The sequence below is a fragment of the Flavobacterium micromati genome (genome assembly GCF_900129585.1).
Taxonomy (GTDB): Bacteria; Bacteroidota; Bacteroidia; order Flavobacteriales; family Flavobacteriaceae; genus Flavobacterium; species Flavobacterium micromati.
The window spans coordinates 1-18,820 of sequence record NZ_FQWF01000022.1 but is presented as its reverse complement, the minus strand read 5'-3'; the positions used below and the strand labels follow the sequence as shown (position 1 = coordinate 18,820).

The window sequence follows — 18,820 nt, the reverse complement described above, 5'->3', positions numbered from 1 at the left end:
CGGCGGGGCTCACCTCTTCCCATCCCGAACAGAGTAGTTAAGCCCGCCTGCGCAGATGGTACTGCAGTTATGTGGGAGAGTATGTCGTCGCCTTTTTTTGAAAAACCCTTCATCTAACGATGAGGGTTTTTTTGTTTTATGCAGTGATGTAGGAGCCACGATAGCTATCGGGAGTCGCTATTCATCCTGATTTTATTTTAGGACTTTGAAAAACCCTTCATTTAATGTTGATTTTGTGCAGTTATCTGAGATCTCCAATAGCGATCGTGAACTGACTGCTTTTTTGAAAATGGATCAATTTTAAAATCTGTATCAAACATAAGATTCATTTAGGTAGTAGTTCAAGTTTTTATGACCTGAAATTTTAATTGACTGTTTCCTAGCGCGTGTTATAAAAAGCAAGTGAAGTATAGCATTTGTAATCAAAGGAGATTAAAATTTATCTTCACAATTTTCTTTTAAATATATACATATTAACCGTGGTCAAGTTGTTAATTATTACACATTGAAAAAATTAGAAAATTTATTTTCCTAACGAAACTAGTTATCTATTGTTAGACAATAAGTAGGATTTCTGAATTATTATTTGAATTAAGCTGATAAATAAATCAACTAAAAAATATCCTATTCACTATTAATTTCTTATTTTTACATGCGACAAGACAAACTTTATTAAATTATGATTTTTGTCAGAGTTGGATTTATTTTGCAATATTGTCTGATCTTAAAAAGATAATACTTGAAATTTTGGCACACTCAAAAGAATAAATAAAGAAACAAATATTTCTAGGTTGTTGCTATTTTTTTTAATGTTGTGAATTTACTGTTAATTTGAATTTTAAATACAATAGATATGGGGTTTTTAGTTATTTTTTTAACTTTTTGGGGAATGGAATTCATGGCATGGCTTACTCACAAGTATGTTATGCATGGTTTTTTATGGAATTTACATTTTGATCATCACACACCCAATAAAGAAGTGTTTTTCGAAAAAAACGATGCCTTTTTCTTAATCTATGCTATCCCTTCATGGTTGTGTATTATGTTAGGCTCTATGTTTGCCGCGTGGACAGTTATGTATATTGGTTTTGGTATATTAGCTTATGGAATTGCTTACTTTTTGGTTCACGAAGTATTTATTCATCAAAGGTTAAAATGGTTCAGAAATAGTAACAATGTTTATTTAAGAGCGATCCGTAGAGCACATAAAGTTCACCACAAACATAGGGATAAAGAAAAAGGTGAATGTTTTGGAATGCTGATTGTTCCATGGAAATTTTTACGACAAGAGCTCAAACAAATTAAGGCATAAAGTTTTGTTATCCTCATTAAGAAACTTTAAATAATAAAATTTGCGTAATGGTCAGTGTCCTAATTTTAATATTTCGGTTATAAAATCGATTATTTTACACCAATTTGAGCGTCAACAAATACTTTAAAATTGACATTTTTTTTAATATCAAATTATTTATGAAGAAGGCAGTAATTGTAGGCTCTGGAATTGCGGGAATTGCCTCTGCGATTCGATTGCAAAACAAAGGTTATAGCGTGCAAGTTCTTGAGAAAAACTCCTACCCAGGTGGAAAACTGACGCAGCTTAACGGAAAAGGTTTTAGGTTTGATGCAGGTCCTTCACTTTTTACAATGCCTAATTTAGTTACTGAACTTTTTGAAATCTCTGGAAAAAAAACATCTGATTATTTTAATTATGATCAATTGGATGTCTTGTGTAATTACTTTTATGAAGATGGAACCCAAATTTCAGCTAGCTCAAATATAGATACCTTTGCTGACGAAATTGAGAAAAAAACGACAGATTCTGCCGCTAAGGTAAAAAAACACTTGAATAAAAGTAAATTTATATACGGAGTTACAGAAGAGCAGTTCTTACGTAAATCGCTTCATAAAATTGACTCTTTTTTTTCTGTTGCTACATTAGTCTCTGTTTTCAAGTTGCCATTTTTGAATATTTTCAGCTCGATGAATCAGGTGAACGAAAAAGCGTTTTCCGACTCTAAAACGATTCGTTTATTCAATAGATATGCTACTTACAACGGTTCTAATCCCTATAAAGCTCCAGGTATTTTGAATATTATTCCGCATTTAGAGTTCGGCTTAGGTGCTTACCTACCAAAAGGTGGAATGCATGAGATTACGAATAGTTTAGTTAAATTAGCTAAAGAAATAGGAGTTGAATTTCATTTTAATCAAGAAGTAATATCGATTCAAACAGAAAACAATTTAGTTAAAAGTGTAACAACAAATTTAGACAAATATTTTGCCGATATTTTGGTTTGTAATGCAGACATTCATACCGTATATGATAAATTATTGCCGTCGGCAAAAAAGTTAAAAGAAGTAGATAAAGAAGAGCGATCAAGTTCAGCACTTATTTTTTATTGGGGAATTGATAAAGAATTTCAGGAATTAGACGTACATAACATCATGTTTACCGAGGATTACAAAACAGAATTTGATCATATTTTTGATTCGAAAACAATCTACGAAGATCCAACTGTTTATATCAACATCACGAGTAAAAAAATTAAAGAAGATGCTCCTACGGGAAAAGAAAATTGGTTTGTGATGATTAACGTGCCGTCGGTTTATGGTCAAGATTGGGATAGTATGATTACACAAGCAAGAAAAAATATTTTGATGAAGATTTCAAGAATTTTGGGTGAAGATATTGAAAAACTGATTGTATTTGAAGAACAATTAACGCCTCAACTGATACAAGATAAAACCTATTCGTTCAAAGGGTCGTTATATGGAACTTCTAGCAATAGTAGGTTTGCGGCTTTTTTTCGTCACAAGAATTTTTCGTCTCAATATACAAACCTGTATTTCTGTGGAGGGAGTGTTCATCCTGGAGGAGGAATTCCCTTGGCACTTTCCTCGGCAAAAATTATTGAGAAACTAATACAATGCTAAAAAGTATATCTACAGAAAATCGATGGATTGGGCTTTTGCTATCGTTCTATTTTTTTGGAACACTAGGAATAGCCTTTGTGGAATACAGAGATTTCTTTTTGCCACTTACTCCGTTGAATTTATTGCTAACGCTATTTGTTTTTTACAAAGTAAACAACGATTTTAGCAAACGATTTTTAGTCCTTTCGTTGATTATTTTCATTATTGGATATTCCGTGGAAGCCATTGGCGTGGCAACAGGCGTTCTATTTGGAAGTTATTGGTATGGACATTTATTTGGATTTAAAGTTTTTGAAACGCCGTTGCTTATTGGCGTCAATTGGTTATTTTTATCATTAAGTACTCATGGAGTTGTGCAGTATTTTACAAAAAAACCACTATTTTTGATTGTCATTCCTGCCTTATTAATGACGGGCCTAGACTTTTTTATTGAACCAGTCGCTATGAAATTAGGGTTTTGGGATTGGGAAAATAGTGTAATCCCCTTTCAAAACTACATGATGTGGCTAGCAACTAGTGCTATTATCCACGCTATAATTTACCTGTTTCAATCGAAAATAAATGCAAAAATTAGCTTTGCTATTGTCATCGCTCAATTTATTTTTTTCGGTGTATTATATATTTTTATCACTTAAAGGTAAATTAGACATCCAAATTTTAGGTTTAACACAAGATTGAACATTATTAAAAAGATTAATTTACAGTATTATAAAACATGAGTAAGCAAATTACGACTATTTCCTTTTTTAAATATACTTCGCTAAGTAATAAGGCTTGGGGATTTAAAATGATGCAGTTTGCTAACAAAGATTTACGCAAGGTTGACGGTTTATCATTTTATCGGCTTATGGGCAGCGGCAAAGGGAGAGGTTTTAATCCAATGCCTGATTGGTCTATATATTGTTTACTTCAAGTTTGGGAATCAGAAGAGGCAGCCAACATTTTTTTTACTTCTTCTGATTTGATAAGGCGCTACAATAACCACACAGACGAGCTATTTACTCTTTACATGAAAAATATTTCGGCTGGTGGAACTTGGGTTGGAAAAAACCCATTTGAAAAAGCAGCCGATTTGGATCCCAATTTACCTATTGCTGTTATTACTAGAGCAACGATAAAGTGGAATTGGCTTCTTAAATTTTGGAAGTATGTGCCTACTTCCGAAGAAGGATTAGAGGGAAATGATGGTCTAATTTACACTAAAGGAGTAGGCGAGGTGCCTATAATTCAAATGGCCACTTTCAGCTTATGGAAAGATTTTGAATCCGTAAAACAGTTTGCCTACAAAAGCAAGCAACATCAAGAGGCCATCAAGAAAACGCGCAAATACGAATGGTACTCAGAAGAACTCTTCTCTAGATTTCAACCCTATAAATCTATTGGAACTTGGGAAGGCAGAGATCTTTTAATTTTTTAAGATCTTACAGTGGCGTTGCAATTACGGTCATAATGCCAAGAGAAGATTTTTTTTCCTTCCATTTCTTTGGTAGAAATTTAACCATTTCAACTATGAAACCTAAAAATTCGTCTTCCATATTCTTATCCCACTGAATCCCTTTTTGTTCCATTGCGCTCATCCAATATAGTAAATATGGATTCATAGTACCATAAGTAAGTACTTTCGATACTTTCCAACCGCTTTTATTAAGTAAAAGTTCTATATTGTTTGGCGAAAACAACGATATATGCCGCGGAGTATGCCAACCAGCCCAGTTTTCGCCGTATTTTTTTCTACTTGTAGAATCGAAATTTGGGATTTCAATAATGATTTTAGTCGCTGGTTTTGAAATCGTTCTTAGATAACTAAGATTTTCTAATGGCGTATAATCATGTTCTAAATAATGCCACATCGTTATAACATCAGGCTGCAAATTGCCTGGTAAATCCTTAATTTCTGCTACTTGTAAATCTAGACCTTCAAAACCTGTGGGTTGATCTTTCCATCCCTCATCGCTAAAATCAATTCCCATCGTTCGGCAGTTTAACTTTTGCTGACAAGCTTTTAAGAAACTTGGTTTGCCACATCCAACATCCAAAATTAAAGATTCTGCTGTTATAATCTGAGTTTCTTTTACAAGTTTTACTCGCTTTGAATCTAACTTTCGTTGACTTCCGCCAACTAATTTCTCAAATTTACCCCACGCTTCTGAGCCCCTGTAAGGCAAGTAATGTGAAGTATAGTAGTTTTTTAATTCTTCTAAATCAACTCTCGGATTTAGAAAAACCAGTTGGCAATCTGCACATTGGTCAAAATTAAACATCTCCTCATTTGAATGCATCTGAGCTGTTGTTTTGATAAAGGAACCGATAGAGGTAGAGTTGCAAATAGGGCAATTGTGTAGTTGATGCATGGATAATTATGGATAATCTTGTCTTAGTATTGAATTTATTTCAGTGTGGTTGTACAATTTATGATAATTGCCCTTGTAGCCTTTTAATATCATCTCGTAATTTTGCTGCTTGCAAAAAATCTAATTCTTTAGCTGCTTTCTCCATCGATTTACGTTTTTCTCGTATTAATTTTTCAATCTCAGGTTTTGCCAAATAAGCAGTTTCTGTTTCAGCAGCATTATCTATTGTCAAACCTAATTCATAATTTACTAAAGAATTTTTAGTAAAAGCGCTTTCAATTTTTTTGTTAAGCGCCATCGGAATCAGATTGTTTGCTGTATTGTAATTAATTTGTTTTGTTCTTCGATAATTGGTTTCATCTATCGTTTTCTGCATACTGTTCGTAATTTTATCGGCATACATAATTGCCTTGCCATTTAAGTTTCTAGCAGCTCTACCAATAGTTTGCGTAAGCGAGCGGTGACTTCGTAAAAATCCTTCTTTGTCCGCATCAAGAATAGCAACTAAAGAAACTTCTGGTAAATCCAATCCTTCACGAAGTAAGTTTACACCTATCAGTACATCAAAAATTCCTTTTCGTAAATCTTGCATGATTTCGATACGCTCTAAAGTATCTATTTCAGAATGAATGTACCGACAGCGTACATTTACTTTTGTTAAATATTTGGCAAGTTCTTCTGCCATTCTTTTCGTTAAAGTAGTTACTAAAACGCGCTCATCGATTTCTGCTCGCACTTGAATTTCTTCTATTAGATCATCAATTTGATTTAAACTTGGGCGGATTTCGATTATTGGATCCAAAAGTCCCGTTGGACGAATCACTTGTTCTACAACAACACCCTCCGTCTTTTGCAGTTCATAATCAGCTGGCGTTGCTGAAACATAAATTACTTGGTTTTGCATTGCTTCAAATTCTTCAAATTTCAAAGGGCGATTATCCATTGCTGCTGGGAGTCGGAAACCATATTCTACCAGATTTTCTTTTCTGCTTCTATCTCCTCCGTACATTGCGCTAACTTGGGAAAGCGTGACATGACTTTCATCTACTATCATCAAATAATCTTTTGGGAAATAATCTAACAAGCAGAAAGGTCTTGTTCCGGGCAAGCGTCCATCGAGATAACGAGAATAATTTTCAATTCCAGAGCAATATCCAAGCTCTCGTATCATTTCTAAATCAAAATTAGTTCGTTCTTCTAATCGTTTTGCTTCCAGATGCTTTCCAATTTCCTTAAAATAATCAACTTGTTTTACTAAATCTTGCTGAATTTCCCAAATCGCAGCTTGCAGGACATCTGGCGAAGTCACAAACATATTTGCTGGATAAATCGTCAATCTCTCAAATTTCTCAATGACTTTCGAATCCTTAGTATCAAAACTTTCAATTTCCTCTATTTCATCTCCAAAGAAATGAATTCTATATGCTTCATCTGCATAGCTTGGATAAACATCTACTGTATCGCCTTTTATTCTAAAATTTCCTGGTGTAAAATCAGCTTCAGTTCTAGAGTATAAACTTTGCACCAATTGGTGTAACAATTTAGTTCTTGAAATGATTTGGCCTTTCTCAATTGGAATTAAATTTTTCTGAAATTCTACTGGATTTCCAATACCGTACAAACAAGAAACCGATGCGACAACAAGAATATCTCTTCTTCCAGAAAGGAGCGAAGCCGTTGTTGACATTCTCATTTTTTCTAATTCTTCATTGATAGATAAATCCTTTTCGATGAAAACTCCTGTAACGGGCATAAAAGCCTCGGGTTGATAGTAATCATAGTAGGAAACAAAATATTCCACCGCATTATTTGGAAAAAATTGCTTGAATTCAGAATACAATTGCGCCGCTAAAGTTTTGTTGTGTGCCAAAACTAAAGTAGGTCTTTGCACTTCTTGAATGACATTAGCTACCGTAAAGGTTTTTCCGGATCCGGTGACTCCTAAAAGTGTTTGAAATGGGTCGCCATCAATAATTCCTTGAGCTAATTTTTCAATCGCTTGCGGTTGGTCGCCTTTCGGCAAATAATCAGATACTACTTGGAAATTCATGTATTTACGCAGAAAATTTTAGAATTGCAAAGGTACAAAGATTGTATTTTATTTTCACTAAAGTTTAGGCCAAAAAAAACCATCATGGCGAACATGATGGTTTTTCAAACTAAAGAATTTTATTTAAAAACTAAAACTTAATCTAGCGAAAAGAAATCGTCCATTCATACCAAATTGAGATACGTTTCTTGAATATGAAAATTGATTTTCATTTGATAAATTGATTGTAGATGGTGCAGCTGTGTAAGCAATAGCTCCAGATACTAAACGAGGTCTAATTACTGATTGTGGTCCAAGATTTGCATCTGGATAAATATCAAAAATATTATTCGCTCCAATTACAATTTTTGTAACTTCAGTTATTTTAAAACCTATAGATAAATCAGTAATTATTTTTGCACCCCAAACAGGGTGTTCAATTTCTACTGCTTGACCGTTGATTATAGCACCTTCAACTCTTCCATCCCCATTTACATCAGCTGTATTTGGATCAGTTACTTGGCCAAAATATACATTCCTCACAAAGAAATCAAATTTTTTGTAAGCAAATGAGTTGGTTAAATTTCCTTTAACTCTTGGGATTGCTTCTTCCAAATAAATTCTACTCATCTCAGAAAAGTAACGGTTTATTTGACCGTTTGCCACTAAAGTTGGTGATCCTTTAATAGCGCCCACTTGTCTTGTTTGAGAAAAAGTAGCAGCAAAGTCAGTTTTTAGTACAATAGCACCTAAATCAACCTTGTGTGTTATAATGACATCAATTCCTTTTGATTCAGTACTAATTGCATTAGCAAAAAATGTAGCTGCATTTGCACCTGCCAAATCAAATTGATCTTGAAGCTCTCTTTGAGGAGTTCCAACAGGAAAAAATCTATTAGGATCTGAAGCTGGAATTGCAGTATTTACTGGTCTTGAAAATTGATCTGTCAAAGTTACTCTATCATCTATTCTAACAATATATGCATCGGCAGTAAAAGTTATGTCAGCTTCTGGAATTTTGGCTGTAAATCCAATACTTGCGCTTTGAGATTCTTCTTCTTTTAATTGTGGAATTCCAAGTGCTTTTGCCGCTTGCGAATCATTGTTAAATGTACTCACCTCAAATGGTACACCGCCAACAAATTGCGTAGCTGTTGCATTAAAATTTATTTGGTGCAGCGAAGGAGCACGGAAACCTGTTGAAACGGCTCCACGCAAATTAATATTATCTGTCAATTTATAACGACTGGCTACCTTAAAATTTGTAGTGTTTCCAAAATCAGAATAATTTTCAAAACGAATTGCTCCATTTACTAACCATTTTTCAGTTATATCATATTCAAGGTCACCATAAAGAGCGACACTATTACGTCCTTTATCAACAGCATTTGCAGGTCTGAATCCTGGAAAAACTTGCGAACCAGGTGCTCGTAATGCTCCAAAGAAGTCGGTTACGATTAAATTAGCAGGTGCTCCTGGCAGTGCAACATTTCCATTTATATCATACAAATTATATGATTCTGGTTGGCCTGCGCCAATACTATAATTTTCATTTCGGTATTCTGCTCCAAAAGCCACGTTAAGATCTCCAAATTTTTGATTCATATCAAAGTTGATAGTATTTTGGCTAAACGCCAATCCTCCAGCGTCAAAAGTAGTTGGAGAATTCTCTCGTAGCGATGAATTAACTGTATTTTCAACTCCGTAATCAAAACTATTTCTACCATAAGTATTGCTCAAATCGAAATTCCAATTGCCAAAAATAGTACCTCGTAATCCCGCAGCAACTGAAATATCATTAATTGTAGAGTGAATTTCGGGTAAAAAACCATTTGGATACAAACCAGAATAGCCTCTTGATTGATTTGCTCGTCTATAAAATCCTGCAGCGTCTCCAGTTCTATAACTGTTGCCACCAAAAGCGTATACTTCTAATTTATCAGAAATGGGATAAGCAGCATTTACAAAAAGTTGACCGCTTTGAAGTGCCGATTGCCCGACTCTCATATTAAAATCATTACGTACTAAACCTCTGAAAGCAAGTTCGTCTGCAGTTGCATCAGCTGCTAACAAAGTTCTCATTCCTCCTAAATTTCCTGCCGTAGCCGCAGTTTGAATACCAGCTTTCGTTGTTGCATCAAAATAACTAACCCCTTGAGCGTAGGTGTTTATCGTATTTAATAAACCACTATAAAAACCAGGAGTGGTGTTTAAAGTGTTCCCGTACAAATTATTAATATTTACACCTGCTAATCTAGCTCTTTCTTCAACGGCATTGTATCTATTGAATAAATTACCTGTAACTTCTTTGGCTCGGCTTGTTTCCCCTCTTAGTTGACCACTTGCAGTAATATTTATAAAGCTTTTTGCTTTTCCTAAATTAGTTCCATAATTTAAGTCAATTTGGACGTTATTTCCATCGTTTCTTCCCGTGTGATCATTGGCGTTTTTAGAAAAATGACTACCACCAAAAACATTTATTTCTAATTTCTTAGTATCTTTTTTCATATTGATGTTGATTACACCAGCAATCGCATCAGATCCATATTGGGCCGCAGCTCCATCTCTTAAAACTTCAATATTCTCTATCGCAAAAGCAGGTAAAGAGTTTAAATCAGTTCCCACAGCGCCTCTACCTGGAGATCCATTTATATTTACCAGTGATGATGTATGACGTCTCTTACCATTTAATAAAACTAGAACTTGGTCAGGTCCCAAGCCTCTAAGTTGTGCAGGATCAATGTGGTCTGTTCCATCGGCAACTGTTGTGGTATTCGAAGTAAAAGAGGGTGCAACCATATTTAAAATCTGATTTAAATTAGTTTGTGCTCCTTGAGAAGTGATTTCTTTCATAGAAATGATATCAATTGGAACAGCCGATTCGGTAACAGTTCTATTGCGACTACGCGAACCAATTACCATCACGTTCTCTAAGGATTCTCCGCTGGTAGCCATCGTGACATCTACAGTAGCTCCTTTTACTGTAACTGATTTTGTTTCCATTCCTATAAAGGAAAATTGCAAAACATCGCCCAAATTTGCGCTAATTGAATACTTTCCGTCAAAATCTGATGTAGTTCCTTTTTTTGACCCTTTGACAATTATTGTTACGCCTGGTAAAATGGCGTTGGATTCTGATTATGTTCCAAAAACGGCTACAAATTCTAAATTATAATGTTAATTGAACAGTTAATTGTCGCTTTATTTTCTCAAAAGTGTATTGAACTAATTACTACTTTTTTAATTCTCAAAACTCCAATCTTTTTGTTGTGCTATTGTCATGAAGGTCCAAGCAACAATGCGGCTTGTTTTTTGGCCTTGAGCCATATCAATAGTTTTAATTTCAACGGCATTTACTTTATCCAAAGTTTTGTAAATACTTGAAAGATTTTCTTTCTTAGAAACCAAAGTCGTAAACCATAAACATTGTAATGGATATTTTGCACTTTCATAAATCATTTGTACGATGAAACCTAACTCTCCACCTTTGTACCATAATTCTGTGTTTTGACCACCAAAATTCAGAATAGGTTTAGCAGATTTATTTTCAAGGTTTCGGGTTTCCAAATTATTTACTTTACGCAGTGCACTTTTTGAGGCGTCCTCTTGTGAACCATGAAAAGGTGGATTACAAATCGTGAATGTAAATCGATCTTCGGGCGTAATTATATTTTTGAATATAAACCGTGATTCAGTTTGCATTTGTAAACTAATGGCATCTATCAGGTTTGGATTTGCAGCAATAATTTTTTTACAGTTTTGAATAGCGTTTTCGTCAATATCTGTTGCCACAAAACTCCAACCATAAGTAGAGTTCCCAATTATAGGATAAATACAGTTTGCACCAACACCAATATCTAGTCCTTGAACAGCGTCTCCTTCCGGGATGATTCCATTATTAGCTGTAGCTAATAAATCAGCAATATAATGAATATAATCAGCTCTGCCAGGAATAGGAGGGCAGAGATAATCCTGCGGAATATCCCAATTCTGAATGTCGAAGTGGTCAATCAATAAAGCTTTATTGAGCGCTTTTACGGCATCAGGGTTGCTAAAGTCAATTGTTTCAATTTGGTTTTCGTTAGTAGTAACAAATTGTTGTAAGTTGGGTAAATTTTTTATTAATTCGGTAAAATTATATCCAAATCGATCTTGATTTCTCGGATGAAGATTGGTTTTTTCAGGAGTGTTTTTCGCTTTCATTTCATATATTTCGTTGCAAATGTACTCATAAGTATTTTGTAAAAGAATTGAACTGTTTAATACACTTAAACAAAGAATAATATTTCACAAAATATTTTTTAAAAGTACTTTCTAAATTAAAAACGGATACTTTTATATAATATCAATTTAGTAGCTATACTTCGAAAAATAAGTAGTAGTAGAAAATTTGGCTTAAAGTAATAAAAAGAATTAGGATATAAATCTTGAAGCGAGTGTTTAGTAAAATAAAATAAAAGTATTTCGATGAGTTAGTGTAAAAAATGGAAAAAATAAAAAAATAAAAAATTGCACTTAACAGATAAAATTAAAGAATTATGACTTTAGATTTCAGCCAATTTCAATTTAAGAAGAGATATATAGCCGTTGTTTTATTGATTACTTATATTATATTATGTCAATCCTGTGTAAAAATGCGTTTTACAGACAAACAAACACAAAAATATTTTGACAAAACTACTACAACTTTTCATGATACAACAATAAGGTTTGATGACTATAACATTCATTATATAGTAACTGGCAACGTTCAAAAGCCCACTCTTTTATTTATTCACGGTTCGCCCGGAAGTTGGAATGCTTTCAAGGAATATCTTTCAGATACTTTATTATTAAATAAATATCGTATGATTGCAATTGACCGACCGGGTTTTGGATACAGCAATTTTAGTGAAGCTGAAAATTTGAGCGTTCAATCTCAAAGAATATCGGAATTTATAAAAAATATAGATAACAAAAAAGCTCTGATCTTAGTTGGGCATTCCGTTGGCGGTCCAGTTGTAGCAAAATTAGCAGTAGATCATCCTGAGTGGTATTCCCGAATTGTCATATTAGCAGGATCATTAGACCCAAAAGCTGAAAATCCTGAAAAATGGAGGAAGGTAATTAAAGTATCACCAATACGGTATTTAATACCCGGAGCTTTACGACCATCTAATGACGAATTGTGGTGGTTGAAGCAGGATTTAGTTGACTTAGAACCTGAGCTTAAAAAAATCAGTAGCGATGTCACCATTATTCACGGTACAAAAGATGTTCTCGTGCCCTACAGCAACGTTGCTTTTATGACAAAAAGTTTTGTTAATGCGAAATCAGTGGATACGATCACCATTGAAAAGGCAAACCACTTTATCCCTTGGAGCCATTATAAAATTGTGAGAGATGCTTTGCTGAACATAAAGTAAAAAGCTAATCCATGCATTCCATCATAAGTAAATCTCCTTCTTGATGCTCAATAGTAACAATACCGTCAGCAGTAACATGATTGCTACTTCCTGTTCTGACGCCAATGGTTAATGTATCATCCTTTAGTGGATAAAATAAATTATCAGAATGAATTCCAGTGACATTACCAACAGGAATTAACGAAATAGGCGTATTTGCAGTGTACCATTTTTTAAATATCTTAGGTAGTAAAAAGACTTTAGAATGATCATCAAGAATTACGATTTTTAGCGTATCTCTATATCTTATAATGTTTGTAATATTTGTAATAGTGTGATCGGCTCTTCTGCCTGTGGCCCAAACAACATTTACCGCAGGAATTTTTCGTTCTATTAAATAATCAAATGCTTTTTCTAGATCTGTTTTATTTTGGTCTGGTGTATGAATAATTTTTATAGGATATTGTGCCGTTTGATAGTGTTCTGGATCAAAACCGCGATCGAAATCGCCTAAAAGCACATCTACTTTTACGTCTAATTTTATTACCCTTTCCATTGCTGCATCTAGCACAATAACTAAAGGCGACCATTCTAGCAATTGTCCCAATAATTCAGCATTGCACGCTGCACCATTCGCAATTATTAAAGCAGGTTCTTGATCGTCGCGAACAATATGGTGTGATGACATTACTATTTAGATTTAAGAATTTTTGTTAACTATTGTGAGCAAGATAGGAAGTAATTGCGGTTTCAAAAACTTTAAAGTTAGACTTAAAGTGAATTAAAACCGTATTCGTTTTTTAGCCCGGACTGAAATGGAAAGCTTCTAGAAGTAAAAAAGTATTTTTTATAATCTTGCAAAGCGACTAGAAGAAGCTCTTGCCAGATTATTATAAAAATCTTTTTTACTAGAGAACTTGCAATGGAAAGCCGGATTCAGCTTCAAAAAAAAATCATTTATTCAATAACGTATTTTCTAGTATCAATTTCGCTTAATGAGAAATAACCCAACGGAAAATCTTCAAATTTAGTGGTATTTTTAATATTGCCTTTTACCGTTGCGGGAGGAGATTGAAACGGACCGCCACCGCTATTACTAGCTATACTTACTAAAACACTCATATAATTATAATATTCCTTAGAAATTCCAAAATGTGTCACTTCGATATTATCCCCTGTTTTTAAGTCATCATTTTGAGAAATGCTAAAGAATTTATTTCCGTCGAAAAAGGCATCTTCATCAACATAATAATTAGCTTTTACTGGAGTAGAATAAGTGTATTTATAGAGATAAAAATTAGGTTTACTGGCGGGATCAACGTAAAAAGTTTTTATTTCTTTCCGATCTCTAGTAAATCCTCCTTGATTATTTTGAATAATTTCAGTTATTGGAGCAACAGCTTTTAATGTTTCTGTGGATGTGTAAGTTGCGCCATTACTTATTACTGTTAACGTGTAAGTTTCATCGATTACAGGAACAAAATTAGTACAGTTGTAGTCTCCTTTTACTGACGACTCGACAAAGTTAAAGGTGTTATTTGCACTATTTGTTATAAAAATTACTGCTTTAGAAACCTTAGGAATTTCTAGACTATAAAAACTGGTAGTGGTTGATAAAGTTATTTTTTGCTGATTTCCAGCTGTTCCTTTTTTCCAATTTATTGATGCTGTTATGACCAGTTTTGGCGGAGCAGTATCTAATTCTAAGTCAATTACGTCTTCACAACCAGTGGTGAAAAACGCAGTTAAGATTACTAACAATATTGATAAATTTTTCATCTGTATAAATTTATTAATAATTAAAATTTAAAGTTATAACTAACTGCCGGTACCATTCCAAAAATTGAAGTTTTTATTGCTTCATTATTGCCTGTATCGGCATTTTGTCTAAAATTGATTGCAGCAGCATTCTTTCTATTGTACAAGTTATAAATACTAAAAACCCATTCGCCTTTCCAGTTGCGATTTTTATTTTTTGTGGGAGTCAAAGTCGCTGCTATATCTAAGTGGTGATATGAAGGAAGCCTGTTCTCATTTCGCAAGCCATAACTAGGAACAGTAATGCCTAAATACTGATACTGACCATTTGGATAAGTAACAGGTTGACCAGTTTGAAATGCAAAATTAGCTCCAAAAGACCATTTTTCGTTTAGATTGTATGCGCTGGTAACAGCAATATTATGTAATTTATCAAAAACAGAATTGTACCAAGCTCCATTATTTATTCCGGTCTCAGCAGCCGTTCTTCCTGGAGTGCGCTGTTGTGATTTGGCTAATGTATAGGATATCCAACCGTTCAGTCGTCCTTCGTTTTTCTTGAACATCAACTCAAGACCGTAGGACTGCAATTCTCCGTTTAGAATCACTTGTTCAATCGCTTCGTTAGCAATTAAGTTTGCACCATCTATGTAATCCAATCTGTTTTTTACAATTTTATAGTAGGTTTCAACTTCCAAGGAATAATCACCGTCAAGGAAATTTTTAAAATAGCCCACGGCTACTTGATCTGCGATTTGAGGTTTTATAAATTCGTCGCTAGGTGTCCAAATGTCTAGCGGCGTAGGCGAAGATGTGTTTGAAACCAACTGTAAGTACTGAACCATTCTATTATAACTCGTTTTTACAGATTGATTTTCGTTGAGCTGATAGGCAATAGAAAATCGAGGTTCTAAATTATTATATGATTTTAAGGATTCATTTTTTCCAAATGATTTGGTTCCTATTGGTATTGCTTTTTCATAAATCTGTAGATCTGAATTGAAAAGCACTGGATTGTTGTTTTCATATATATTGGCATTCGACTGTCCTAATCGGTAAAACATACTGTATCGAAGTCCATAAGTTACAGCTATTTTATCAGAAAGTTCATGATCAGCGCTGATGTAAAAAGCGGGTTCAAAGGCAAATTTCTTATCTAACTGTGCAAAATTAATTCCTGAGTTATCATCTATTGGTCTTATAGTTCCCGGATTAAATTCGTAATAAATTGCATTTACACCATAATTTAATTTAAAACTATCAGAAATAAAGTCTTTAAAGTCATATTTGATATTATAATTTTTTATACCAGAATCCCATTTAAATCCAATAAAATCTAAGTCTAGTCCGTAATAATAATCACTGTAAATAAGTGATAAATTGGAGAATAACTTATCAGAAAATAAATGATTCCAACGCAAATTTAAAGTGGAATTTCCATAAATGTTAGTGAAACTTTCGTTTAACGAAAAAACATCTCTACCAAAATATCCGGATAAGTACAAACTATTATTTGCAGTTAGTTTGTAGCTTAATTTTGTATTTAAGTCATAAAAATACGCTGCATTATTTTTTTGTTTTTCTGATAGTTTTAAAAATAAATGTGCGTAAGAACTTCTACCTCCAATGAGGAATGATCCTTTGTCTTTAACTATTGGTCCTTCTATTAAAACTCTACTTGAGATAAGGCCTATTCCTCCATTTACTTGAAATCCCTTACTGCTGCCGTCTTTTTGATAGATATCTAAAACTGAAGCAGCTCTTCCGCCATATCTCGCGGGGATTCCGCCTTTATACAATTTTAAATCTTTGATCGCATCAGGATTGAAAACCGAGAAAAATCCAAAAACATGAGATGAATTAAAAATCACAGCTTCATCTAATAAAATTAAATTTTGATCTGCACCACCACCACGAACATTGAATCCAGAGGCTCCTTCACCCGCATTAGTAACCCCGGGCAACAATAAAAGTGATTTGATAATATCTACTTCTCCAAGAACAACAGGCATTTTTTTAATCGCAGAAATAGAGAGTTTGTTAACGCTCATTTCTGGTCGCTTTATGTCGCTTTTTGTACTATTATTGCTTATAACGACTTCTTTTAAAACAGTTTCATTACTATAAAGATTAAAATTTCGCTTGCTATTTTGGCTCACAGTGATTGTTTCCTCTACAGTCTGAAATCCTATAGAACTAATCTCTAAAGTGTGAGTTCCCTCTGGTAGCTTTATCGAATAAAATCCATATTCATTTGTTGTAACTCCAATCTTTAATGCTGGAATCATAATATTCACACCAATCAATGTTTCATTGGTACTAGCGTCCATTAAAGTTCCGCTTAGCGTGAATTTATCTTGTGAAAAGGAAGTGGTGGAATAGATGATAAAAAGTAAAAGGGCGATAATCTTTCTTGCAATCATTTTTAGGATTTTGAGTTGCAAATTTGAACAAAAAAAATGAGAAAATTACTGTTCAACGAACGTTAATGTAATATTGAGAAAAAAAAAGACAACTGTTTCCAGTTGTCTTTTTCATTACTTTTTAAAGAGAATTAGGCTAATTTAGCATCTAAATTTTCTTTTATAGCTGCTAAGAAATCCTCAGTAGTCAAATAGTCAGCTGCAGTTAATCCAACTGGTTTAACTAGCATAGCTAAATCTTTAGTCATTTTTCCGCTTTCAACAGTATCGATACACACTTGTTCTAAAGTATGACAGAACTCAATTAGTGCTTGATTTTCGTCTAGTTTTCCTCTATGTTCAAGTCCTCTGGTCCATGCAAAAATAGATGCAATTGGATTTGTAGAAGTCGCTTTTCCTTGTTGGTGTTGTCTAAAGTGCCTTGTGACAGTTCCGTGAGCAGCTTCGGCCTCAACAGTTTTTCCATCAGGAGTTACTAATACAGAAGTCATTAATCCCAAAGAACCAAAACCTTGTGCCACAGTATCTGATTGTACATCACCATCATAGTTTTTACATGCCCAAACAAATCCACCGCTCCATTTCATCACTGACGCAACCATGTCATCAATTAATCGGTGTTCGTAAGTAATTCCAGCTTCTTCAAACTGAGTTTTGTAATTAGCTTGAAATACTTCTTCAAAAATATCTTTAAAACGACCGTCATAAGCCTTTAAGATTGTGTTTTTTGTCGAAAGATACAAAGGCCATTTTTTTGTTAATGCCATTTGGAACGACGAATGAGCAAATCCGTAAATACTTTCGTCAGTATTATACATTGACATCGCAACACCGTCACCTTTATAATCGTAAACTTCCCATGTTTGAGTTTCTCCTTCCTCGGGAACAAAAGTCATTGTTAACTTTCCTTTTCCTTTGATTACCGTATCAGTAGCTTTATATTGATCTCCAAAAGCGTGACGACCAATAACAATAGGTTTTGTCCAACCTTGTACATAACGAGGTACATTTTTCATTATGATAGGTTCACGGAAAACAGTTCCACCTACAATATTACGGATTGTTCCGTTTGGAGATTTCCACATTTTTTTTAATCCAAATTCTTTTACGCGATCTTCATCAGGAGTAATAGTAGCGCATTTTATTCCAACATTGTATTTTTTGATGGCTTCAGCAGAGTCAATCGTGATTTGGTCATTAGTAGCATCTCTACTTTCCATTCCCAAATCGTAATATTTAATATCTAAATCTAAATAAGGAAGAATTAATTTATCTTTAATAAAAGACCAGATAATTCGTGTCATTTCATCGCCATCCAATTCAACTATTGGATTGACTACTTTAATTTTTGTCATAATGTATTGGTAAATATAATTCTTGTTTTTCAAAATGTCCACAAAGGTAATAAAACGATTTCGCAAATCGAAATAGGTCGTAACTAAGTTTTTATCAGAAGAATTGAATTATCAAATTGGTATTTTAGATGGAACAAATCACGAATATGATAATTTTATTCCTTAATCTTTTTTGTTTAGTGAAAACATAAATTTCTATGATCCATTAAACAGGAAAAAAACCGCAATAAAAAAGTTTTAAGACACAAAACAAATATAATTAAAACGGTTACCATTAATTGATTGATCAATATTTTTTTAAAAGTAAGAATCAATTTCGTATCGGAAAACTAGGTAGTGCCATCAAAGTTCACTGTAAAATTAATGAAATCTATACTCTGTGTAAATATAAAAGCGATACTTGGTTCTTAATTTAGTAAAACACTTTGACTAAAAATTGAAAACTAGGCAAATTTTATATACGTTTAGAAAAGAAGTTTATAAACGTTTTATTTTAGTACATGACAAAAATATATTTTACTGATTACCAGTAAAATAAACGACATTATATTAGGAAAAAAGACCGATGTTTTGTAAATTATAAGAT

13 protein-coding genes and 1 rRNA gene are annotated in these 18,820 nt (G+C 33.6%); 6 read left to right on the top strand and 8 right to left on the bottom strand.

The genetic code is table 11. The annotated features are described in order from the left end of the window. The 5 genes from rrf to BUB42_RS15800 form a co-directional block, all read left to right on the top strand. Positions 1-96, top strand: a 5S ribosomal RNA gene (gene rrf / locus BUB42_RS15820); the annotation flags it as partial. Positions 97-853: 757 nt separating this feature from the next. Then, positions 854-1,312, top strand: a complete 459-nt coding sequence (locus tag BUB42_RS15815; protein WP_073022121.1) for a sterol desaturase family protein — start codon at positions 854-856, stop codon at positions 1,310-1,312. Between the two features lie 158 nt (positions 1,313-1,470). Continuing rightward, on the top strand, positions 1,471-2,934 hold the full coding sequence (gene crtD, locus BUB42_RS15810) for a 1-hydroxycarotenoid 3,4-desaturase CrtD (protein ID WP_073022119.1): 1,464 nt from the start codon (positions 1,471-1,473) through the stop codon (positions 2,932-2,934). Then, on the top strand, positions 2,928-3,569 hold the full coding sequence (locus BUB42_RS15805; protein WP_073022117.1) for a carotenoid biosynthesis protein: 642 nt from the start codon (positions 2,928-2,930) through the stop codon (positions 3,567-3,569). Before crtD ends, BUB42_RS15805 begins: the two co-directional genes overlap by 7 nt. Before the next feature lie 80 nt (positions 3,570-3,649). Further along, the gene (locus BUB42_RS15800; RefSeq protein ID WP_073022115.1) at positions 3,650-4,351 is read left to right on the top strand and encodes a DUF3291 domain-containing protein; all 702 of its coding nucleotides are present in this window, start codon (positions 3,650-3,652) and stop codon (positions 4,349-4,351) included. Between the two features lie 4 nt (positions 4,352-4,355). Here the strand turns inward: BUB42_RS15800 and BUB42_RS15795 are convergent, their stop codons facing one another. The 4 genes from BUB42_RS15795 to rlmF all read right to left on the bottom strand — a co-directional run bounded on the left by BUB42_RS15795 (position 4,356) and on the right by rlmF (position 11,517). Beyond that, entirely contained in the window at positions 4,356-5,213 is an 858-nt protein-coding gene (locus BUB42_RS15795) for a class I SAM-dependent methyltransferase (RefSeq protein ID WP_244533953.1), read from the bottom strand. Between the two features lie 130 nt (positions 5,214-5,343). Next, on the bottom strand, positions 5,344-7,335 hold the full coding sequence (gene uvrB, locus BUB42_RS15790) for an excinuclease ABC subunit UvrB (protein WP_073022111.1): 1,992 nt from the start codon (positions 7,333-7,335) through the stop codon (positions 5,344-5,346). Between the two features lie 123 nt (positions 7,336-7,458). Further along, a complete protein-coding gene (locus BUB42_RS15785; RefSeq protein ID WP_084118362.1) occupies positions 7,459-10,437 on the bottom strand; it encodes a TonB-dependent receptor in 2,979 nt (992 codons plus the stop codon). Between the two features lie 117 nt (positions 10,438-10,554). After that, complete coding sequence (gene rlmF, locus BUB42_RS15780) at positions 10,555-11,517, bottom strand: 23S rRNA (adenine(1618)-N(6))-methyltransferase RlmF (RefSeq protein WP_073022109.1); 963 nt, start codon at positions 11,515-11,517, stop codon at positions 10,555-10,557. Between the two features lie 335 nt (positions 11,518-11,852). Between rlmF and BUB42_RS15775 the strand changes: the two genes are divergently transcribed. Further along, positions 11,853-12,719: an alpha/beta fold hydrolase gene (locus BUB42_RS15775; RefSeq protein WP_073022107.1), complete on the top strand. Its 867-nt coding sequence runs from the start codon at positions 11,853-11,855 to the stop codon at positions 12,717-12,719. 4 nt (positions 12,720-12,723) lie between these two features. Here BUB42_RS15775 and BUB42_RS15770 read toward each other — a convergent pair whose 3' ends face one another. From BUB42_RS15770 to BUB42_RS15755, 4 genes are all read right to left on the bottom strand, one after another. Continuing rightward, positions 12,724-13,386, bottom strand: coding sequence for a thiamine diphosphokinase (locus tag BUB42_RS15770; RefSeq protein WP_073022105.1), 663 nt, complete (start codon positions 13,384-13,386; stop codon positions 12,724-12,726). A gap of 269 nt (positions 13,387-13,655) precedes the next feature. After that, the gene (locus BUB42_RS15765; protein ID WP_073022104.1) at positions 13,656-14,477 is read right to left on the bottom strand and encodes a DUF4249 family protein; all 822 of its coding nucleotides are present in this window, start codon (positions 14,475-14,477) and stop codon (positions 13,656-13,658) included. A 20-nt stretch (positions 14,478-14,497) separates the two neighbouring features. Continuing rightward, positions 14,498-16,879 carry a TonB-dependent receptor gene (locus tag BUB42_RS15760; RefSeq protein ID WP_073022102.1) on the bottom strand — a complete coding sequence of 794 codons (2,382 nt, stop codon included), beginning with the start codon at positions 16,877-16,879 and terminating at the stop codon, positions 14,498-14,500. Between the two features lie 131 nt (positions 16,880-17,010). Beyond that, the gene (locus BUB42_RS15755) at positions 17,011-18,234 is read right to left on the bottom strand and encodes an NADP-dependent isocitrate dehydrogenase (RefSeq protein WP_073022100.1); all 1,224 of its coding nucleotides are present in this window, start codon (positions 18,232-18,234) and stop codon (positions 17,011-17,013) included. Between the last annotated feature and the right edge of the window lie 586 nt (positions 18,235-18,820).